This is a genomic window from Sphingobium sufflavum (genome assembly GCF_021403115.1).
GTDB classification, from domain to species: domain Bacteria; phylum Pseudomonadota; class Alphaproteobacteria; order Sphingomonadales; family Sphingomonadaceae; genus Sphingobium; species Sphingobium sufflavum.
Window position 1 is genome coordinate 23,822 of record NZ_JAJSSH010000004.1, and the last position, 14,104, is coordinate 37,925.

Annotated in this window: 13 protein-coding genes; 2 read left to right on the top strand and 11 right to left on the bottom strand. The window is 67.1% G+C overall.

Annotated features, from left to right (window positions below):
• Positions 1-32: 32 nt before the first annotated feature.
• The 6 genes from LWE61_RS07800 to LWE61_RS07825 all read right to left on the bottom strand — a co-directional run bounded on the left by LWE61_RS07800 (position 33) and on the right by LWE61_RS07825 (position 6,868).
• Positions 33-1,400: an LLM class flavin-dependent oxidoreductase gene (locus LWE61_RS07800; RefSeq protein ID WP_234149495.1), complete on the bottom strand. Its 1,368-nt coding sequence runs from the start codon at positions 1,398-1,400 to the stop codon at positions 33-35.
• A 443-nt stretch (positions 1,401-1,843) separates the two neighbouring features.
• Positions 1,844-3,052 (bottom strand): FAD-dependent oxidoreductase, encoded by a 1,209-nt coding sequence (locus LWE61_RS07805; RefSeq protein ID WP_234149496.1) that lies wholly within the window; start codon positions 3,050-3,052, stop codon positions 1,844-1,846.
• Positions 3,053-3,444: 392 nt separating this feature from the next.
• Positions 3,445-4,221, bottom strand: coding sequence for a maleate cis-trans isomerase family protein (locus LWE61_RS07810; protein ID WP_234149497.1), 777 nt, complete (start codon positions 4,219-4,221; stop codon positions 3,445-3,447).
• Between the two features lie 222 nt (positions 4,222-4,443).
• Positions 4,444-5,040 (bottom strand): 3-isopropylmalate dehydratase small subunit, encoded by a 597-nt coding sequence (gene leuD, locus LWE61_RS07815; protein WP_234149498.1) that lies wholly within the window; start codon positions 5,038-5,040, stop codon positions 4,444-4,446.
• Positions 5,037-6,560, bottom strand: a complete 1,524-nt coding sequence (leuC, locus tag LWE61_RS07820) for a 3-isopropylmalate dehydratase large subunit (RefSeq protein WP_234149499.1) — start codon at positions 6,558-6,560, stop codon at positions 5,037-5,039. The genes leuD and leuC overlap by 4 nt, the downstream gene beginning before the upstream one ends.
• A gap of 14 nt (positions 6,561-6,574) precedes the next feature.
• Positions 6,575-6,868, bottom strand: a complete 294-nt coding sequence (locus LWE61_RS07825) for a hypothetical protein (RefSeq protein ID WP_234149500.1) — start codon at positions 6,866-6,868, stop codon at positions 6,575-6,577.
• A gap of 184 nt (positions 6,869-7,052) precedes the next feature.
• On the opposite strand from LWE61_RS07825, the gene LWE61_RS07830 reads away from it, so the two are divergent.
• Positions 7,053-7,862 (top strand): helix-turn-helix domain-containing protein, encoded by an 810-nt coding sequence (locus tag LWE61_RS07830; RefSeq protein WP_234149501.1) that lies wholly within the window; start codon positions 7,053-7,055, stop codon positions 7,860-7,862.
• 26 nt (positions 7,863-7,888) lie between these two features.
• On the opposite strand, the gene LWE61_RS07835 is transcribed toward LWE61_RS07830, so the two are convergent.
• The 3 genes from LWE61_RS07835 to LWE61_RS07845 are packed head-to-tail and all read right to left on the bottom strand — an operon-like array spanning position 7,889 to position 10,294.
• Positions 7,889-8,515, bottom strand: a complete 627-nt coding sequence (locus LWE61_RS07835; RefSeq protein WP_234149502.1) for an isochorismatase family protein — start codon at positions 8,513-8,515, stop codon at positions 7,889-7,891.
• Complete coding sequence (locus tag LWE61_RS07840) at positions 8,505-9,380, bottom strand: isocitrate lyase/PEP mutase family protein (protein WP_234149503.1); 876 nt, start codon at positions 9,378-9,380, stop codon at positions 8,505-8,507. The genes LWE61_RS07835 and LWE61_RS07840 overlap by 11 nt, the downstream gene beginning before the upstream one ends.
• A complete protein-coding gene (locus tag LWE61_RS07845; RefSeq protein WP_234149504.1) occupies positions 9,380-10,294 on the bottom strand; it encodes a polysaccharide deacetylase family protein in 915 nt (304 codons plus the stop codon). The genes LWE61_RS07840 and LWE61_RS07845 overlap by 1 nt, the downstream gene beginning before the upstream one ends.
• A 1,373-nt stretch (positions 10,295-11,667) precedes the next feature.
• Between LWE61_RS07845 and LWE61_RS07850 the strand changes: the two genes are divergently transcribed.
• Positions 11,668-12,603 carry an alpha/beta hydrolase family protein gene (locus tag LWE61_RS07850; protein ID WP_234149505.1) on the top strand — a complete coding sequence of 312 codons (936 nt, stop codon included), beginning with the start codon at positions 11,668-11,670 and terminating at the stop codon, positions 12,601-12,603.
• Positions 12,604-12,612: 9 nt separating this feature from the next.
• On the opposite strand, the gene LWE61_RS07855 is transcribed toward LWE61_RS07850, so the two are convergent.
• Together LWE61_RS07855 and LWE61_RS07860 are read right to left on the bottom strand one after the other, a co-directional pair.
• Positions 12,613-12,876: a hypothetical protein gene (locus tag LWE61_RS07855; RefSeq protein ID WP_234149506.1), complete on the bottom strand. Its 264-nt coding sequence runs from the start codon at positions 12,874-12,876 to the stop codon at positions 12,613-12,615.
• Positions 12,873-13,916 (bottom strand): class I SAM-dependent methyltransferase, encoded by a 1,044-nt coding sequence (locus tag LWE61_RS07860; protein ID WP_234149507.1) that lies wholly within the window; start codon positions 13,914-13,916, stop codon positions 12,873-12,875. The genes LWE61_RS07855 and LWE61_RS07860 overlap by 4 nt, the downstream gene beginning before the upstream one ends.
• Positions 13,917-14,104 lie beyond the last annotated feature (188 nt).

Here is a 14,104-nt window from a genome sequence, read left to right on the forward strand (position 1 = left end):
AAGGATGGGGCGTGCAAACGGATGGGATGGCGTCAGGCCACGCTTTCCCGCGCGACGCTCGTGCGGTCGAGGGCATGGCTGTTGGCCGGGCGATGCAGGCCCAGATTCTCGCGCAGCGTCGTTCCCTCATATTCGGTGCGGAACAGCCCGCGCCGCTGGAGGATGGGGACGACCTGGTCGACAAAGTCGGTCAGGCCCGTGGGCAGCACCGGCGGCATGATGTTGAATCCGTCCGCCGCGCCATTCTCGAACCACAGCTGGATGGCGTCGGCCACCTGCTCCGGCGTGCCGACCACGGTGCGGTGGCCGCGCGCGGTGGACAGGGTGCGGTACAATTGCCGCAGCGTCGGCCGCTCCCGCTCCACATAGTCGCTGACCAGTTGCAGGCGGCTCTTGTTGCCGTTGGTGTCCTGCGGCGGCGGCGGCGCGATGTCGTCCAGCGAATAGCCGGACAGGTCGACCCCGGCGTACCGCTTCTGGAGAATATCCCAGGCGATGTCCTCATGGACGAAGGACTGGAGATATTCGTAATTCGCCTCCGCTTCCGCCTCTGTCCCGCCCAGCACGGGGAAGATGCCGGGCATGATGAGAAGCTGGTCCGGCGTCCGGCCGAACCGGGGCAGCCGCCCCTTGATGTCGGCGTAGAAGGACTGGGCATCCTCCAGCGTCAGGTTCGCGGTGAAGATCACCTCCGCCGTGCTGGCCGCAAGCGTACGCCCGGATTCCGACGCCCCCGCCTGCACGATCACCGGATAGCCCTGCGGCGGGCGACCGATATTCAGCGCCCCGCGCACGGTGAAATGCTTGCCCGCATGGTCGATCTGATGGAATTTGTCGGTGTCGATATAGATGCCGGACGCCCGGTCCCGCACAAAGGCGTCATCCTCATAACTGTCCCACAGGGACTTCACGATCGCCAGGAACTCCTCGGCCCGTTCATAGCGCAAGGCGTGTTCCGGGTGCCTGTCCCGCCCGAAATTGGCGGAGACGTCCTGCCCCGTCGTCACCACGTTCCACGCCGCGCGGCCGCCTGAAATCCAGTCGAGCGACGCGAATTTGCGCGCCAGCGTATAGGGGTCTTCATAGGTGGTGGACGCCGTCGCGACGAACCCCACATGGCTCGTCACCTGCGACAGCGCGGCCCAGAGCGTCACCGGCTCGAACTTCGCGGTCTTGCCGTTGCGCGCCAGCGTGGCGAGGTCCGCCTCATAACCGCTGCCGGGGCTGTCCGCGACGAAGATCGCATCGAACCTGCCCCGCTCCGCCGTCTGCGCCAGTTCCCGGTAATGGCCGATGTTCAGGCCCGCGTCCGCCTGTGCATCGGGGTGGAGCCAGGCGGCGATATGATGGCCTGTCGCCTGGAGGAAGGCGCCGAGCCGGATCTGGCGGTTCTGGGTCATGCGGTTGACTCTCACTCGATGAAGGACGCCGAAGCAGCCTCTCGAATTTCATACCCTATAATTCCGGTCAAGATTAAAATTACAGGGCCGGGAGGGACTCGTCGCCCCCGGCGAACCGCCGCCCGCCTGCCGGCCGCCCGCGGGCCAGCCCCGACCCGCCCGCCACCTTGCCCGGCGCAACGCCTTCATGGCAAAGAAAATCCTTATTCTATCGGCTTAACCCGGCTCCGGCCACCAGCCTTTCCGCCAACCCGGCAACCGAAACCGGGCATGCCGGCGACCGTGCGGATAGAATTGCTATCCCCCGCAAAACCCCCCATTTATTCCATATCTTTTTAGTATGAATTAGGGCACGACACAGGACAACGCCTTCCCACAAACGCCAACGGCCCAGCGATGCAGGCAGGCACCGCCGGGCCGTTCGGGCAGGATGTCGACTGGTCCTAACCGATGGCCGCCGCATCGCGCAGGCTGGTCAGCATCGACTGGCGCAGCAGATAGGCCCGCCGCTTGTCCGGGTCTTCCGCCAGCGTTCGCATCGTCTCCAGCCGCTTCTGGTGCGCGTCGCTCTGCCCCGCGCGCATCAGGGCCATATTCTCGATGGTCTGCTGCTGCGTGAAGTCATGCGTCACCGTGCGCCGTTGCCGGTCGTACAGGTCCAGCACGCTGTCGTCCGCCCGACCGCCCAGCACCTCGACCAGCTTCTCGCACAGGTTGAAGGCGTCATGCACGCCGCTGTTCATCCCGAACCCGCCCAGCGGATTGTTGAGGTGCGCGGCGTCCCCGACCAGCATCACCCGCCCGCTGCGGAACTGCTTGGCCACGCGCTGGTGCACGCGGTAGATGGTGCGGTGGCGGGTCTGCACATTCTGTCCCGGCCCGACCAGCCCGTCGAACACCTTGTCCTTCTTCTCGTCGGACAGCAGGTCGCCGTTCACATCGCCGTCATTGGCGGGCACCAGCACGCGCCACAGCGTCGGCACGCGCAGCAGCACCAGCCACTCGTCGGGGTCCGACACATAGTTCACATGGGCGAGGCCGGGAATATCCTGCTCGATCGGCCGCTCCGTGCTCAGGCACAGGAATTTTTCGGGGTAGGTGAACCCGTCGAACTCGATGCCCAGCCATTTGCGCACGATGCTGTTCGCGCCATCGGCCCCGATCACATAGTCGGCGCGGACATGGCGCAGGCCGGTCATATGCTCCAGCGTGACGTTCACGCCACTGTCGTCCTGCTCCAGATAGACGACGCGATGGTCGAACAGCAACTGCACGCTGTCCAGCTCCGCCAGCCGGGTGGAGAGCATCTTGGCCAGATGATATTGCTCGCACTGGACGCGGAAGGGAAAGCGCGTGTCGCCCTCCAGCTCCGCGAAGTCGAAGGCGAAGACCGTGCCGCTGCGCCGGTCGCGCCAGTGATAGACGGGCGCCTTCAGCCCCATCGCGATCAGCGTGTCGGCAACGCCCAGGCTGTCCAGCATCTCCAGCGTCGGCGGATGAAAGGTGGAGGCGCGCAGATCCTGCGCGCTGTCCGATCCCGCATCCGCGACCAGCACGTCGATGCCGCGCTGCGCCAGATAGGTGGCGGCGACGCATCCGACCGGACCGGCGCCGGCGATCACCACCTGTACTCTGTCCTTTGGGCCACTCATGACCGTTCCCCCGTGTTCCTGTGAAAATATGTCATGGCCATGCTGCTATGCAGGATGGCGGAGCGCCGCGACGGCGAGCGCATGACCTGTCCGCAGCGTGAATAAATGGCCCGCACCCGCTCCGGCCATCCGCCCCGCACGCGCCACCGCACCGCCCGTCCCCCGCGGAAATGCGCGGGAAACAGCGCGATACTCTCCTCCCCGGCACAGCCCCGCCATCCGATGCCGGGCACAGGCCAGCGACGCTGCCAACCGCGCGGGTCACGTCGCCGCCACCCGCGCTGCAGCGCCGCACGACCACACAACCACACAACCGCACGCGCGCGATGGCGGCACCCCTTGCCCGGCGCGCGCAGATCGCCCCGCCGCACCACAGGCCGGCCGCCGCACCATCAATAATCGGACAGCAACCGGCCAAAGCCCGCCCTGCGCTCGGTAAAGCCATTGGCGCGCAGCGCGTGCCAATAGGTCGCCGTGTTGATCGCGATCACCGGCTTGCCCAGCCACAGTTCAGCGGCGGCGGCGAAGCGGATGTTGGAGAGGTTGGTGCCCACCTGCACGATCGCGTCCACATCGTCGCCGTCCAGATGGCGCATCGTCGCGCGCAATGTCTCTTCGGTGACTTCCGCGATGGCGGTCCAGCTTGGGCATTGCAGCGGCACGTCGCGCACCGTCTCGAACCCATGGTCGGACAGGAAATGCCGCACTTCCGCGTTGGCCGTGGGGAAATAGGGCGACAGGACACTGACCCGCTTCACCCCGCCATAGGCGTTGAGCGCCGCCACGACCGCCTCCGCCCCCGTGCTGACGCGCAGGCCCGACGCCGCCTCGATCCCCTCGCGCCATTTGCGCCCGCCCTCGGCCCCGCCGAAAAAGGTGACGGCGGACATGCCCATCACCAGATAGTCGGGCTTGCAGGTCATCACGCCCTGCACCGCGGCCAGCGTATTCTCGTCAATCTCCCGCGTGCCCGCCAGAAAACTCTCGTTGGACACGGCTTTCGCGTCGCTGACGATGATCCGGCTATAATGGTTGGTGACGCCATGGGGGCGCATGTCGTCGAAATCGGGCTGGACCACCGTGTTGGTCGATGGCCCCAGCACGCCGAATTTCATGCGATGGCCCAGCACGTCTTTGTTCCTGCGGGTCGGGGCGTCGGGCGCGGTCATAGTCTCTCCTGCGGTTGGGCAGCGGGCATCGCGACGGACGGCGAAGGCCGCACGACATGCCCAGGGTTCAACCGGAAAACTGGTCCCGCCGCGCCGCCGGGGCCATCCGCCATGCCGCCGCTGCTCGCAGGGCGAATAAAGGACGGGTCACGCCAGCGGGTGCGGAGGACCGGCGCGGGGCGGATCACCGCCCGCCCTGCCTTCCCGCCCGCCGCGAACCCGTCAGGCCCGCCGCCCGGCCATGGCCAGCCACGGCGCATCCACCGCCACCCGCCCCTCATGCGCGGCGATGCCCTCCGCATCCGCCAGCGTCAGTGCGATCTCGTCCAGCCCCTCCATCAGGCAGCGCCGCCGAAAGGCGTCGATGGCAAAGGCGAACGTCCTGCCTCCGCATCGCACCGCCTGCGCCTCCAGATCGACGGCGATGCCCGCGCCGCCCCGCACCGCGTCCAGCAGGTGCGCCACCGCATCCGCTGGCAGGCAGACGGCCAGCACCCCGTTCTTGAAGGCGTTGCTCGCGAAGATGTCGGAGAGGCTGACGGCGATCACCACCCGCACGCCCATGTCGGCCATCGCCCATGCGGCATGTTCCCGGCTCGACCCGCATCCGAAATTCTCGCCCGCGATCAGGATCGCCGCACCCGCAAACGCCGGATCGTCGAACACATTGGCCGGGTCGTGGCGCAGCGCGGCAAAGGCGCCCTTGCCCAGCCCCTCCCGGCTGATCGTCTTGAGCCATTCCGACGCGATAATCATGTCCGTGTCGACATTGGCGCGGCCCAGCGGATAGGCCCGCCCCTCCACCCGGATCAGGGTCATGCGCCAGTCTCCCCCATTTGCGCCTCCCCCATTTGCGTCTCCCCCATCCCAGCCTCCGCCATCAGGGTCCGCACATCGGTCAGCCGCCCCCTGATCGCCGCCGCTGCCGCCATGGCGGGCGACAGCAGGTGGGTGCGCGCACCCGGTCCCTGCCGCCCCATGAAATTGCGGTTGGCGGTGGACGCGCACCGCTCCCCCGCCGGCACCGTGTCCGGGTTCATGCCCAGACAGGCGGAACAACCCGGCTCGCGCCATTCGAAACCCGCCTCCCGGAATATCCGGTCCAGCCCCTCCGCCTCGCCCTGCCGCCTGACCAGCCCGGAACCGGGCACGACCAGCGCCTGCCGCACCCCCGCCGCGACCCGCCGCCCCCGGACGACCGCCGCCGCCGCGCGCAGGTCTTCGATCCGGCTGTTGGTACAGCTCCCGATGAAGATATTCTCGATGGCCACATCCTCCATCCGCTGGCCGGGGAGCAGCGCCATATATTCGAGCGAGCGCGCCGCCGCCTCCCGCTGGACCGGGTCCGCGAAACTGTCCGGCGACGGCACCCGGCCGGTGATCGGCACGACATGCTGCGGGCTGGTGCCCCATGTCACGCTCGGCGCGATGGCGGTGGCGTCGATCGCCACGCTCTTGTCGAACCGCGCGCCGGGATCGGACCGCAGCGTGCGCCACTGCGCCAGCGCCGCATCCCACTCCGCCCCCGACGGCGCCATCGGCCGCCCCTTCAGATAGGCGAAAACCCGCTCGTCCGGCGCGAACAGCCCCGCCCGCGCGCCCGCCTCTATCGACATGTTGGCAACGGTCAGCCGCCCCTCCACGCTCATCGCGTCGAAGGTGGAACCGCGATATTCGATGACATGGCCGATGCCGCCGGACGCGCCGATCCGCGCGATGATCGCCAGTATCACATCCTTGGGCGCGACGCCGAAACCCGGCGTACCGTCCACCCGCACCGCCATCGCGCGGGACCGGTTTAGGCGCAGCGTCTGCGTCGCCAGCACATGCTCCACCTCGCTCGTCCCGATGCCGATGCCCAGCGCACCCAGCGCGCCATGGGCGGCGGTGTGGCTGTCCCCGCACGCCAGCACGCTGCCCGGCAGGGTAAAGCCCTGTTCCGGCCCCACGACATGCACGATGCCCTGTTCCGGCGCGGTCGCATCGAAATAGGGGATGGCGGTCGCCGCCACATTCCGGGCCAGCGCGTCGAGTTGCGCCGCGCTCTGCGGGTCTGCGACGGGCAGGCGGCGACCGTCCGCGCCGGTCCGCGCGGTGGTGGGCAGATTATGGTCCGGCATCGCCAGCGTCAGGTCGGGCCGCCGCACCGTGCGGCCCGCACGGCGCAGCCCCTCGAACGCCTGCGCGCTGCTCACCTCATGCACCAGATGGCGGTCGACAAAGATCAGGCTGGAACCGTCGTCATAGTCGCGCACGACATGGGCGTCCCATATCTTGTCGTACAATGTGCGCGGCCCGCGCGCCGCCGCCCCCGAACCCGCGCGCACCGTCGAACGCATCTTCGCTCTCTCCCTCACCCGCGCCATTGCTCTGCCTCTGCCTCTGCCTCTGCCTCTGCCTCTGCCTCTGCCTCTGCCTCTGCCTCTGCCTCTGCCTCTGTCTCTGTCTCTGTCTCTGTCGCCGTCCTCACCCGCGCCGCCGCCCGTTTCCTCACCCGCGCGGCGCCACCGACCATGCCTGCCCCGGTCTTCCGGCGACCCTGTTCCGGCTGGCGCTGTTTCGACTGGCCCTCGTCCGACTGGCCCTCGCTCGATCGGAACACGCCCGATTGGAACACGCCTGATCGGAACACCCCCAACTGGAACACCCCCGGCTGCCCATCTTCCGCTGAAACACGCCTGCGTGGCCCGTCACCATCGTCCCGTCCCGCCACGACACGAATTTTATCCGCACAGCGGATAATTTTGCTGCCCTTTCTGGCCAGCCTGTTCACGATGCGAACAGAATGGCGCCATGAGTCGAGCAGCCACCCCCGCAGCATGAGGCCCCCGATGAAGGACAAGGACCAGAATCTTCCCGAACGGGGCGTCCCCATCCGCTCGCTCAGCCGGGGCATCGCGGTGCTTCAGGCGATCAACCGGCAGGGGTCGCTGTCGATGATGGAAATCTCCCGCCTGTCGGGCCTGCCCTACCCCACCGCCTACCGCCTGGTGCAGACATTGGTGTATGAGGGGCTGGTCGAGTGCGAGCCGTCCCGCCGCCATTATCGCCCGACCGGCATGGTGCAGACGCTGGCCCATGGTTTTCAGGGCGACAGCCGGCTGGTGCAGGCGTCGCGCCCCCATATCGTGGAATTGACCAGGCGGGTGAACTGGCCGATCACCCTGTCGACCCATGTCGGCTATTCCATGGTCATCCGCGATTCCACCCATTCGATCAGCGCGCTGACCTTCAACGAATATCACCCCGGCTTCGCGACCCCGATGCTGGAGAGCGCGTCGGGCCTCGCCTATCTCAGCGCCGTGCCGGATGACGAGCGCGTCTCGTTGATGGACGGGATGAAGCAGATTCCCAACAAACGCTGGGCCTATGTCATCGACCTGATCGAAAATGGCGGCCTGCTGGAGGAGATACAGCAGCGGCGCATCGCGGCGCGCGGTTTCAACCAATTCACCCGCAACCCCGGCAAGACATCGTCGATGGCGACGGTGGTGATGGATGGGGATCGTCCGGCGGGCACCATATCCCTCGCCTTCTTCTCCTCCGCAATGAAGATGCAGGACGCGATGGCCGCCTTCGCCGACCTGCTGCTCGCCACCGCGCAGACCATCCGCGAAGACCTGTCCCAGATCCCGCGCTGACGGGCGCACGCGGCGCAAACCGCCCCCTACACCCCCGCGATCAGCGCCACCGCCCGCTCCGTGTCGATCACCTCCGCCATCTTGGCCTGCATGTCGAACAGGTTGCCCTCATGCGGCCGCGCGTCGCGGTCGGCGCAGCCATCGCTGACCACGAATGGCGCAAAGCCATGGCACAGGCTGTCCAGCGCGCTCGCCCGCACACAGCCCGACGTGGAATAGCCGGTCAGCAGCAGGCAATCCACGCCCATCGCGTGCAGCATCGGGGCCAGCGCGGTGCCAAAGAAGATGGAGGGGTAGAATTTGCCCAGCACATGGTCCCCCGGCTGTGGCGTCAGTTCCGGCGGAAACGCGCCCAGCGGCGACCCGGCGTCGAACGCCTTCAACGCGGGCACCTTGCGATAGAATAGCCCGCCCTCCCGTCCGCCGGGGGCATAGCGGATGTTGGTGAAGATCACCGGCACCCCCTTCGCCCGCGCGGCCTGCGCCAGCCGCGCCATCTGCGGCAGGGCATTGTCCGGTCCCAGATACAGCGGCGACGCCGGGTCGATATAGGCCATCACCACGTCGATGATGACCAGCGCAGGGGACGCGCCGAACGGCAATGAGCCGTTGAAGCCCGCCGCCGCATAATCGCTGTCGATATCATCCTGCATAACGGTCGCCCTCCTCCAGCATCTGTTGCGCGCCGGTCAGCCGGTTCATGATGCCCAGGTCGGCCATTGTCTCGCGCACGCCATCGGTCGATCCCGTCTCCCGCAGGGCCGCGAATACCCCCGGCGCGGCCCCCACCATGGCGTGCATCAACAACAGCGGATGCAGCGTGATCGCATAGCCCAGCGCAAAGAAACGGCCGCTGTCGGTCGCGGGCGTCACCCCGCCCTCGACCAGATTATGGACCAGCGGCACCCGCCCGGCAAAGCGGGCCGCGATCGCCTCCGCCTCCGCCATCGTGCGCGGCCCCTCCACGAACAGCAGGTCGGCCCCCGCCTCCCGATAGGCGTCCGCCCGGTCCATCGCGGCGTCCAGCCCCTCTATCGCCAGCGCATCGGTGCGCGCGATGATCGCCATGCCGTCCCGCGCATCCACCGCGGCGCGGATGCGGCCCACCGCCTCGGCCAGCGGCGCCACCCGCTTGCCCGCCATATGGCCGCACCGCTTGGGGAACAACTGGTCCTCGATCTGCACCGCCGCCGCGCCCGCCCGGTCCAGCTGGCGCACCAGCCGTTGCAGCGTGATCGCATTGCCGAACCCGGTGTCGCCATCGACGATCAGCGGCAGGCGCACCCGGTCCGCGATCTGCATCACCGCGTCCACCAGTTCGCTGGCCGTCACCAGCCCGATGTCGGGCCGCCCCAGCCGCGCCATGGCCAGCCCGCCGCCGCTGACAAAGGCGGCCTCGAATCCCGCCTGCTCGACCAGCAGCGCGGTCAGCCCGTCCCAGCATCCCGGCACCTGCATCCCCCGCCGCCGTCCGTCGGCGCCCATGGCCAGCCTTGTCGTCAGCCGATGCTCCGGCATCAGCCGAGCTGTCCCGGAATATGGCTCTCATGGTTCGCCAGATACCAGTCGGCGATCTCTTCCCGCGTCGTCCACCACACGCCGGGTAGCGACTTGGCATGGGCGATGAACTCGCGCAGCGCCCGGATGCGGTGGGCGCGGCCGGACACATGGGGATGCAGGCCGACATTCATGATCCGCCCGCTCGTCGCGCCTTCCGCATACAGCACGTCCAGTTCCTCGATCAGCGCCTGCGAAAACTGGTCGGTCGTGAAATTCTTGCGGGTGATGAAGGTGAAATCGTTGATCTCGTTGGAATAGGGGGTCGAGACGATCGGGCCATTGGGCGTACGCAACAGGTACGGCTGATCGTCGTTCATGATGTCGCAGTAAAAGGTGCAGCCATATTCGGCCAGGATGTCCGCCGTCTGGAGCGTGCCGCGCAGCGAGGAGGACAGCCAGCCCTTGGACTTGCGCCCCGTGAATTTCTCGAACTGGTCCAGCGTCCGCAGCACGATCTCGCGCTCCTTCACCGGGTCTTTCGCATAATCGGTCAGCAGCTCGCCCTGCTCCCAATTATGCGCCAGCAATTCCCAACCGCGTTCCAGCACCGCGTCGGTCATCGCCTTGCGCCGTTCGAACGTCACGGCGTTGGTGGTGCAGGATGCGGGCACGCCCATTTCGTCGAACAGGTCGAACAAGCGCCAGATGCCGACCCGCTGGCCATATTCGCGCCAGCTATAATTGGGGAAATCGGGGGTGTGGCCGGGCAATATGTCGGGCAGGATCGCGGGACCGCCGGCATAATAGGCGCGGTCGGTGTCCTTCGTCAGATCCCATGTCTCCAGGTTGAACGTCAGGATCAGCGCGACCCGCGCCCCGTTCGGCCAGATCAGCGGCTTGCGGTGCGGCAACGGGACATAATCATATTCCATGCGACATTCCTTCTCGTTCCATTTCGTTCGGGCGCCACAGGGCGCAGTTCAGGCGCATTTTCGGCGCGTTTTGGGTGCGTTCCGGGCGCAATAGCGACGCAGTGCGGGCGCAATTCGGCATGGTTCGACACGCTTCGGACGGGACAAGCGTGGTTCGGACGGCATCATGCGGTGGTGCGGACCGGCTTCCGGCCCATCCCAACCTCCACCCCACCGGACTCCGAACCTCCGCCCGCACGGCCTGCTCCTCCCGGTAAATTGCTCCCCCGACGAACCCGTGCCCCGCGATGCTTCCTCTGCTTCCTCCATGCGACCGCCCCTCCCCGCGACATCTCTCCGGCGGCATGGCCCGGCAAGATGACACGGCCCGGCGACCCCACGAAAGGACAGGGACAGAAGGCTCCGCAAACCGACAGGACGCACCCGGCCTCCGCCCCGGCTCCTCCGCCGAAAGCGCCGTGTGTCGCCATGCTCCCGCGTCACCATGCCCCTGCCTGCCACATCCCTGCCCGTCACGTCCCTGCCCGTCACGCCGCCGCTCCGCCCGGCCCCGGCCCCGGCTCGCCAAGCGCTTGCCCAGCACAGCACAGCCAAGCCAAACCATTGCGTCGATCCCGGCGTGCCTCCGTCCCTGCCCTGTCTCCACGTCCTGTCTCCACGCCACTTCGCCACGCCACGCCCTGCCATCGTCAGGCCGCCATAGTCCCGATCAGGACATGCCATCGCAAAGGTCGCAAGCCCTTATGTCCGCACAGCGATCATTTCCCACCGCCTCTCTGGCGCATCCGCCCGCCACCGGGCGTTGTGGCGCAGGACGACGGGGACGGAAGGGCCAGGCGGAGGGCGGCGGCAAGAGAGGCGACGAAGGCGGCGGAGGCGGCGGCGGAGGCGGCGGAGGCGGCAAGGGTATGATGACAGTGGATGGAATCGCGAACATCTGGACGAACGCCTTGTACCCACGCGCAGACGGCACGGGAGGATGCAGGCCCGATGCATACACCCTGCACCCGCACGCCCCCCTTGCCTTGCCTTGCCCCTGCGTTGCCACTGCCCCTGCCCCGGCTCGGCTCGGCTCGGCTCGGCTCGGCTCGGCTCGGCTCGGCTCGGCTCGGCTCGGCTCGGCATCCGATGCCCAATCCGCGCGAGGAAACCAGCCCCCATGCCCGGACCGTCCGCGCTGCACGGGCAGGCCCCCTGTCGCGTCGATGCGGGCGACCTGCGCGCAGGCCATGCGATGGAGCGGGCCGACAGGCTCCATCGGCCTGTGGACCGGCGCAACGGATCGGAACGACAAACCGGAACGGCTGGCCCGGTCCACAGGACAACCCCAAGACAATAATTCATTACGGATAAAGAACAAAAAGGATCAACCCATGCGACACCCCCTCTGGCTGGCGGCCCTGACGGCAGCCCTGTCCCCCCTTCCCGCAAACGCCCTTTCGGTTGGTCATCTTGTAACCCTCGACCCCGTCGCACCCACTCCGGCGGACCCCGCCGCGCCCTTGCTGCGCCTGACGTTTCCGGCATCGGGGGACCATCTCCCGGTGGTGATCCTCTCGCACGGCAACCGCCTCTCCCGCACCGACTACCAACCCCTCGTCTCCGCCCTCGCCCGCGCCGGGTATCTGGTGGTGCAGCCCGATCATCCCGACGCTTCCATCGACGGATTCACGCCCGCCACGCCCCAACCCGAAAACACATGGCGCACCCGCATCGAACAGCTCGCCTGGGTCGCCCGCCATCTCACTTCCCTGACCCGCGCCATCCCCCTGCTGCGCGGCCGGGTGGACGCCAGTCGCATCGCCATCGTCGGCCACAGTTTCGGCGGCCACACCGCCGCCCTCGCCATGGGCGCGCGGGTGCGGGATACAGGCGCGAACCCCGCTCTCCCCTCGATCCGGGCGGCGGTGCTGCTCGCCCCGCCCGGCGACCATGACGGCCTGACCCCGGAGTGGAAGGCCCGCGCGCCCTATCTGCGGGTCGACTGGTCCGGGCTGCACGGCCCCCTGCTCATCATCAACGGCGACAAGGACGACACCCCGCTCACCGACCGGGGACCGCAATGGCATGACGCACCCTATCGTCTGGCCCCTGCGGGACGCGACATCTGCCTGATGACCGTGCCGGGCGTCGGCCATTATCTGGGCGGTATCGACAGCCCCCTGCGCGGTCCCACGGGCGACGCAACGCCGGAGCGCCGGACGGCGGTCTTCTCCGCCATTCTCAGCTTCCTCGCTGCGAAACTGCGTCCCACGCCCGCCAGCCAAAAAGACTGGATCGACCGCCGCGAGACGCTCGACTGCAAATAGGCGATCACTCTAGCGGGCGCGCAGAGCCTCCAATATGGTGTCCAGCAACTGCTGCCGCCGCGCCGTCAGTCTTGCCGCCATCGCCTCGTCCGGCTGGTAGCGATCGATCCGTTCGACCGGCACCCCCGCCTCGGCCAGCACGGCCTCCAGCACCATCTGCCGGTCGCTGACCACCCACAGTTCGCGGGTCAGCGCAATGATCGCTTCCCCCAGATCGTCGATCCGCGACGGGTCCAGTATCTGCCGAGGCGCTGTATGATCCGATCCCGTCATGCCGGTTTCCGTCCATAAATCACATAGGGGTCGCGCCCCGGTTGCGGCGCATATCCGCGCACATCGACAAAGCCCGCCTCGCGCGCCATCGGCTCCATGTCCAGCGCGGCGGTTGCCCGCCAGAATGGCTCTCCGCCCCATTTGGCGGCATAGTCCATCCGCCACGCCGCCATCTTGTCCAGATCGCCAGTGCGCACCACGTCAGCCATGATCATGTCGCCGCCGGGGCGCAGCACGCGGAACGCCTCGCGAAAGGTCGCCGCAATCGCCTTGGGCGGCATTTCATGATGAATCGCATAGGCTGTCACCAGATCGAAACTGGCGTCCGCGAACATCGGCATATCCTCGCCGATACCGGTGTGCAGGTTCCAGCCTAGCCCCTTCTCATTGGCGACACGACGCGCCTGCTCCAGCATGCGGATGGACGGGTCTATGCCGGTAATTGCCGCGTCAGGGAAAATCTCCGCAATAGCCACCGTGTGATGGCCGGACGACGTGCCGACCTCCAATATATCCCGATAATCCTGCCTCGGCAGTTCGCGCAGCACCAACCGACGGTTGCCATAAATGTCGCCCGGAAACACCTGCGACACATATTTCTTGTGCACCAGCTCGCCATGGACAAAGCCATTATATGGCCCCGCATCCCAGCCGCCATGGGTCCGATGAAACCAGATTTCTGACCAGTATCGGGGTGCCGTGAATTCATGCTCCACGATGGTCGTGCCACCTTCGGCCAGCCGCGCCAGCTCCGGTTCCAGATCGTGCGCAATCTCGTCAAACGCCTGTTGCGCTGCCCGACCATGCTGCTTGGCGCACCATTCGCCCAATAGCGCCCGCGCCTGAAAGACAGGAGATTCAGCCAGCGCCGCATCGATGACATGATGGCGCGCCTCCATATCGTCAGGCAGCGTATCGGCGGTCAGACCCACCGTCGCCAACTGCGCTTCGGCCTGCTGGTGCAGCCGGGTGACGGACTTGCGCGCGGTCACTTCGAAATCGAGCAGCGCCCGTCCACGTTGCAATAAGGTAAAGTCCATTTCGGTTCATGCTCCTGACCATCAAATGATGCAGCCGGACGTTGCCTCTGCAAAGATGTTTGACGAACCCATGTCCGCACTGCGGATAGTCTAGCTGGGGAGACTTTGTGTCCGACCCACTCGCTGACACCTTTCGACACCTAGCCGCAGCACAAGCGACAGGCTTTGGGATGGGCACGTACAACAGA

What these genes read in the sequence shown, in the direction of transcription:
- LWE61_RS07800 (WP_234149495.1), bottom strand. Translation starts at nt 1,400, where the DNA reads ATGACCCAGAACCGCCAGATCCGGCTCGGCGCCTTCCTCCAGGCGACA.
- LWE61_RS07805 (WP_234149496.1), bottom strand. Translation starts at nt 3,052, where the DNA reads ATGAGTGGCCCAAAGGACAGAGTACAGGTGGTGATCGCCGGCGCCGGT.
- LWE61_RS07810 (WP_234149497.1), bottom strand. Translation starts at nt 4,221, where the DNA reads ATGACCGCGCCCGACGCCCCGACCCGCAGGAACAAAGACGTGCTGGGC.
- leuD (WP_234149498.1), bottom strand. Translation starts at nt 5,040, where the DNA reads ATGACCCTGATCCGGGTGGAGGGGCGGGCCTATCCGCTGGGCCGCGCC.
- leuC (WP_234149499.1), bottom strand. Translation starts at nt 6,560, where the DNA reads ATGCGTTCGACGGTGCGCGCGGGTTCGGGGGCGGCGGCGCGCGGGCCG.
- LWE61_RS07830 (WP_234149501.1), top strand. Translation starts at nt 7,053, where the DNA reads ATGAAGGACAAGGACCAGAATCTTCCCGAACGGGGCGTCCCCATCCGC.
- LWE61_RS07835 (WP_234149502.1), bottom strand. Translation starts at nt 8,515, where the DNA reads ATGCAGGATGATATCGACAGCGATTATGCGGCGGCGGGCTTCAACGGC.
- LWE61_RS07840 (WP_234149503.1), bottom strand. Translation starts at nt 9,380, where the DNA reads ATGCCGGAGCATCGGCTGACGACAAGGCTGGCCATGGGCGCCGACGGA.
- LWE61_RS07845 (WP_234149504.1), bottom strand. Translation starts at nt 10,294, where the DNA reads ATGGAATATGATTATGTCCCGTTGCCGCACCGCAAGCCGCTGATCTGG.
- LWE61_RS07850 (WP_234149505.1), top strand. Translation starts at nt 11,668, where the DNA reads ATGCGACACCCCCTCTGGCTGGCGGCCCTGACGGCAGCCCTGTCCCCC.
- LWE61_RS07855 (WP_234149506.1), bottom strand. Translation starts at nt 12,876, where the DNA reads ATGACGGGATCGGATCATACAGCGCCTCGGCAGATACTGGACCCGTCG.
- LWE61_RS07860 (WP_234149507.1), bottom strand. Translation starts at nt 13,916, where the DNA reads ATGGACTTTACCTTATTGCAACGTGGACGGGCGCTGCTCGATTTCGAA.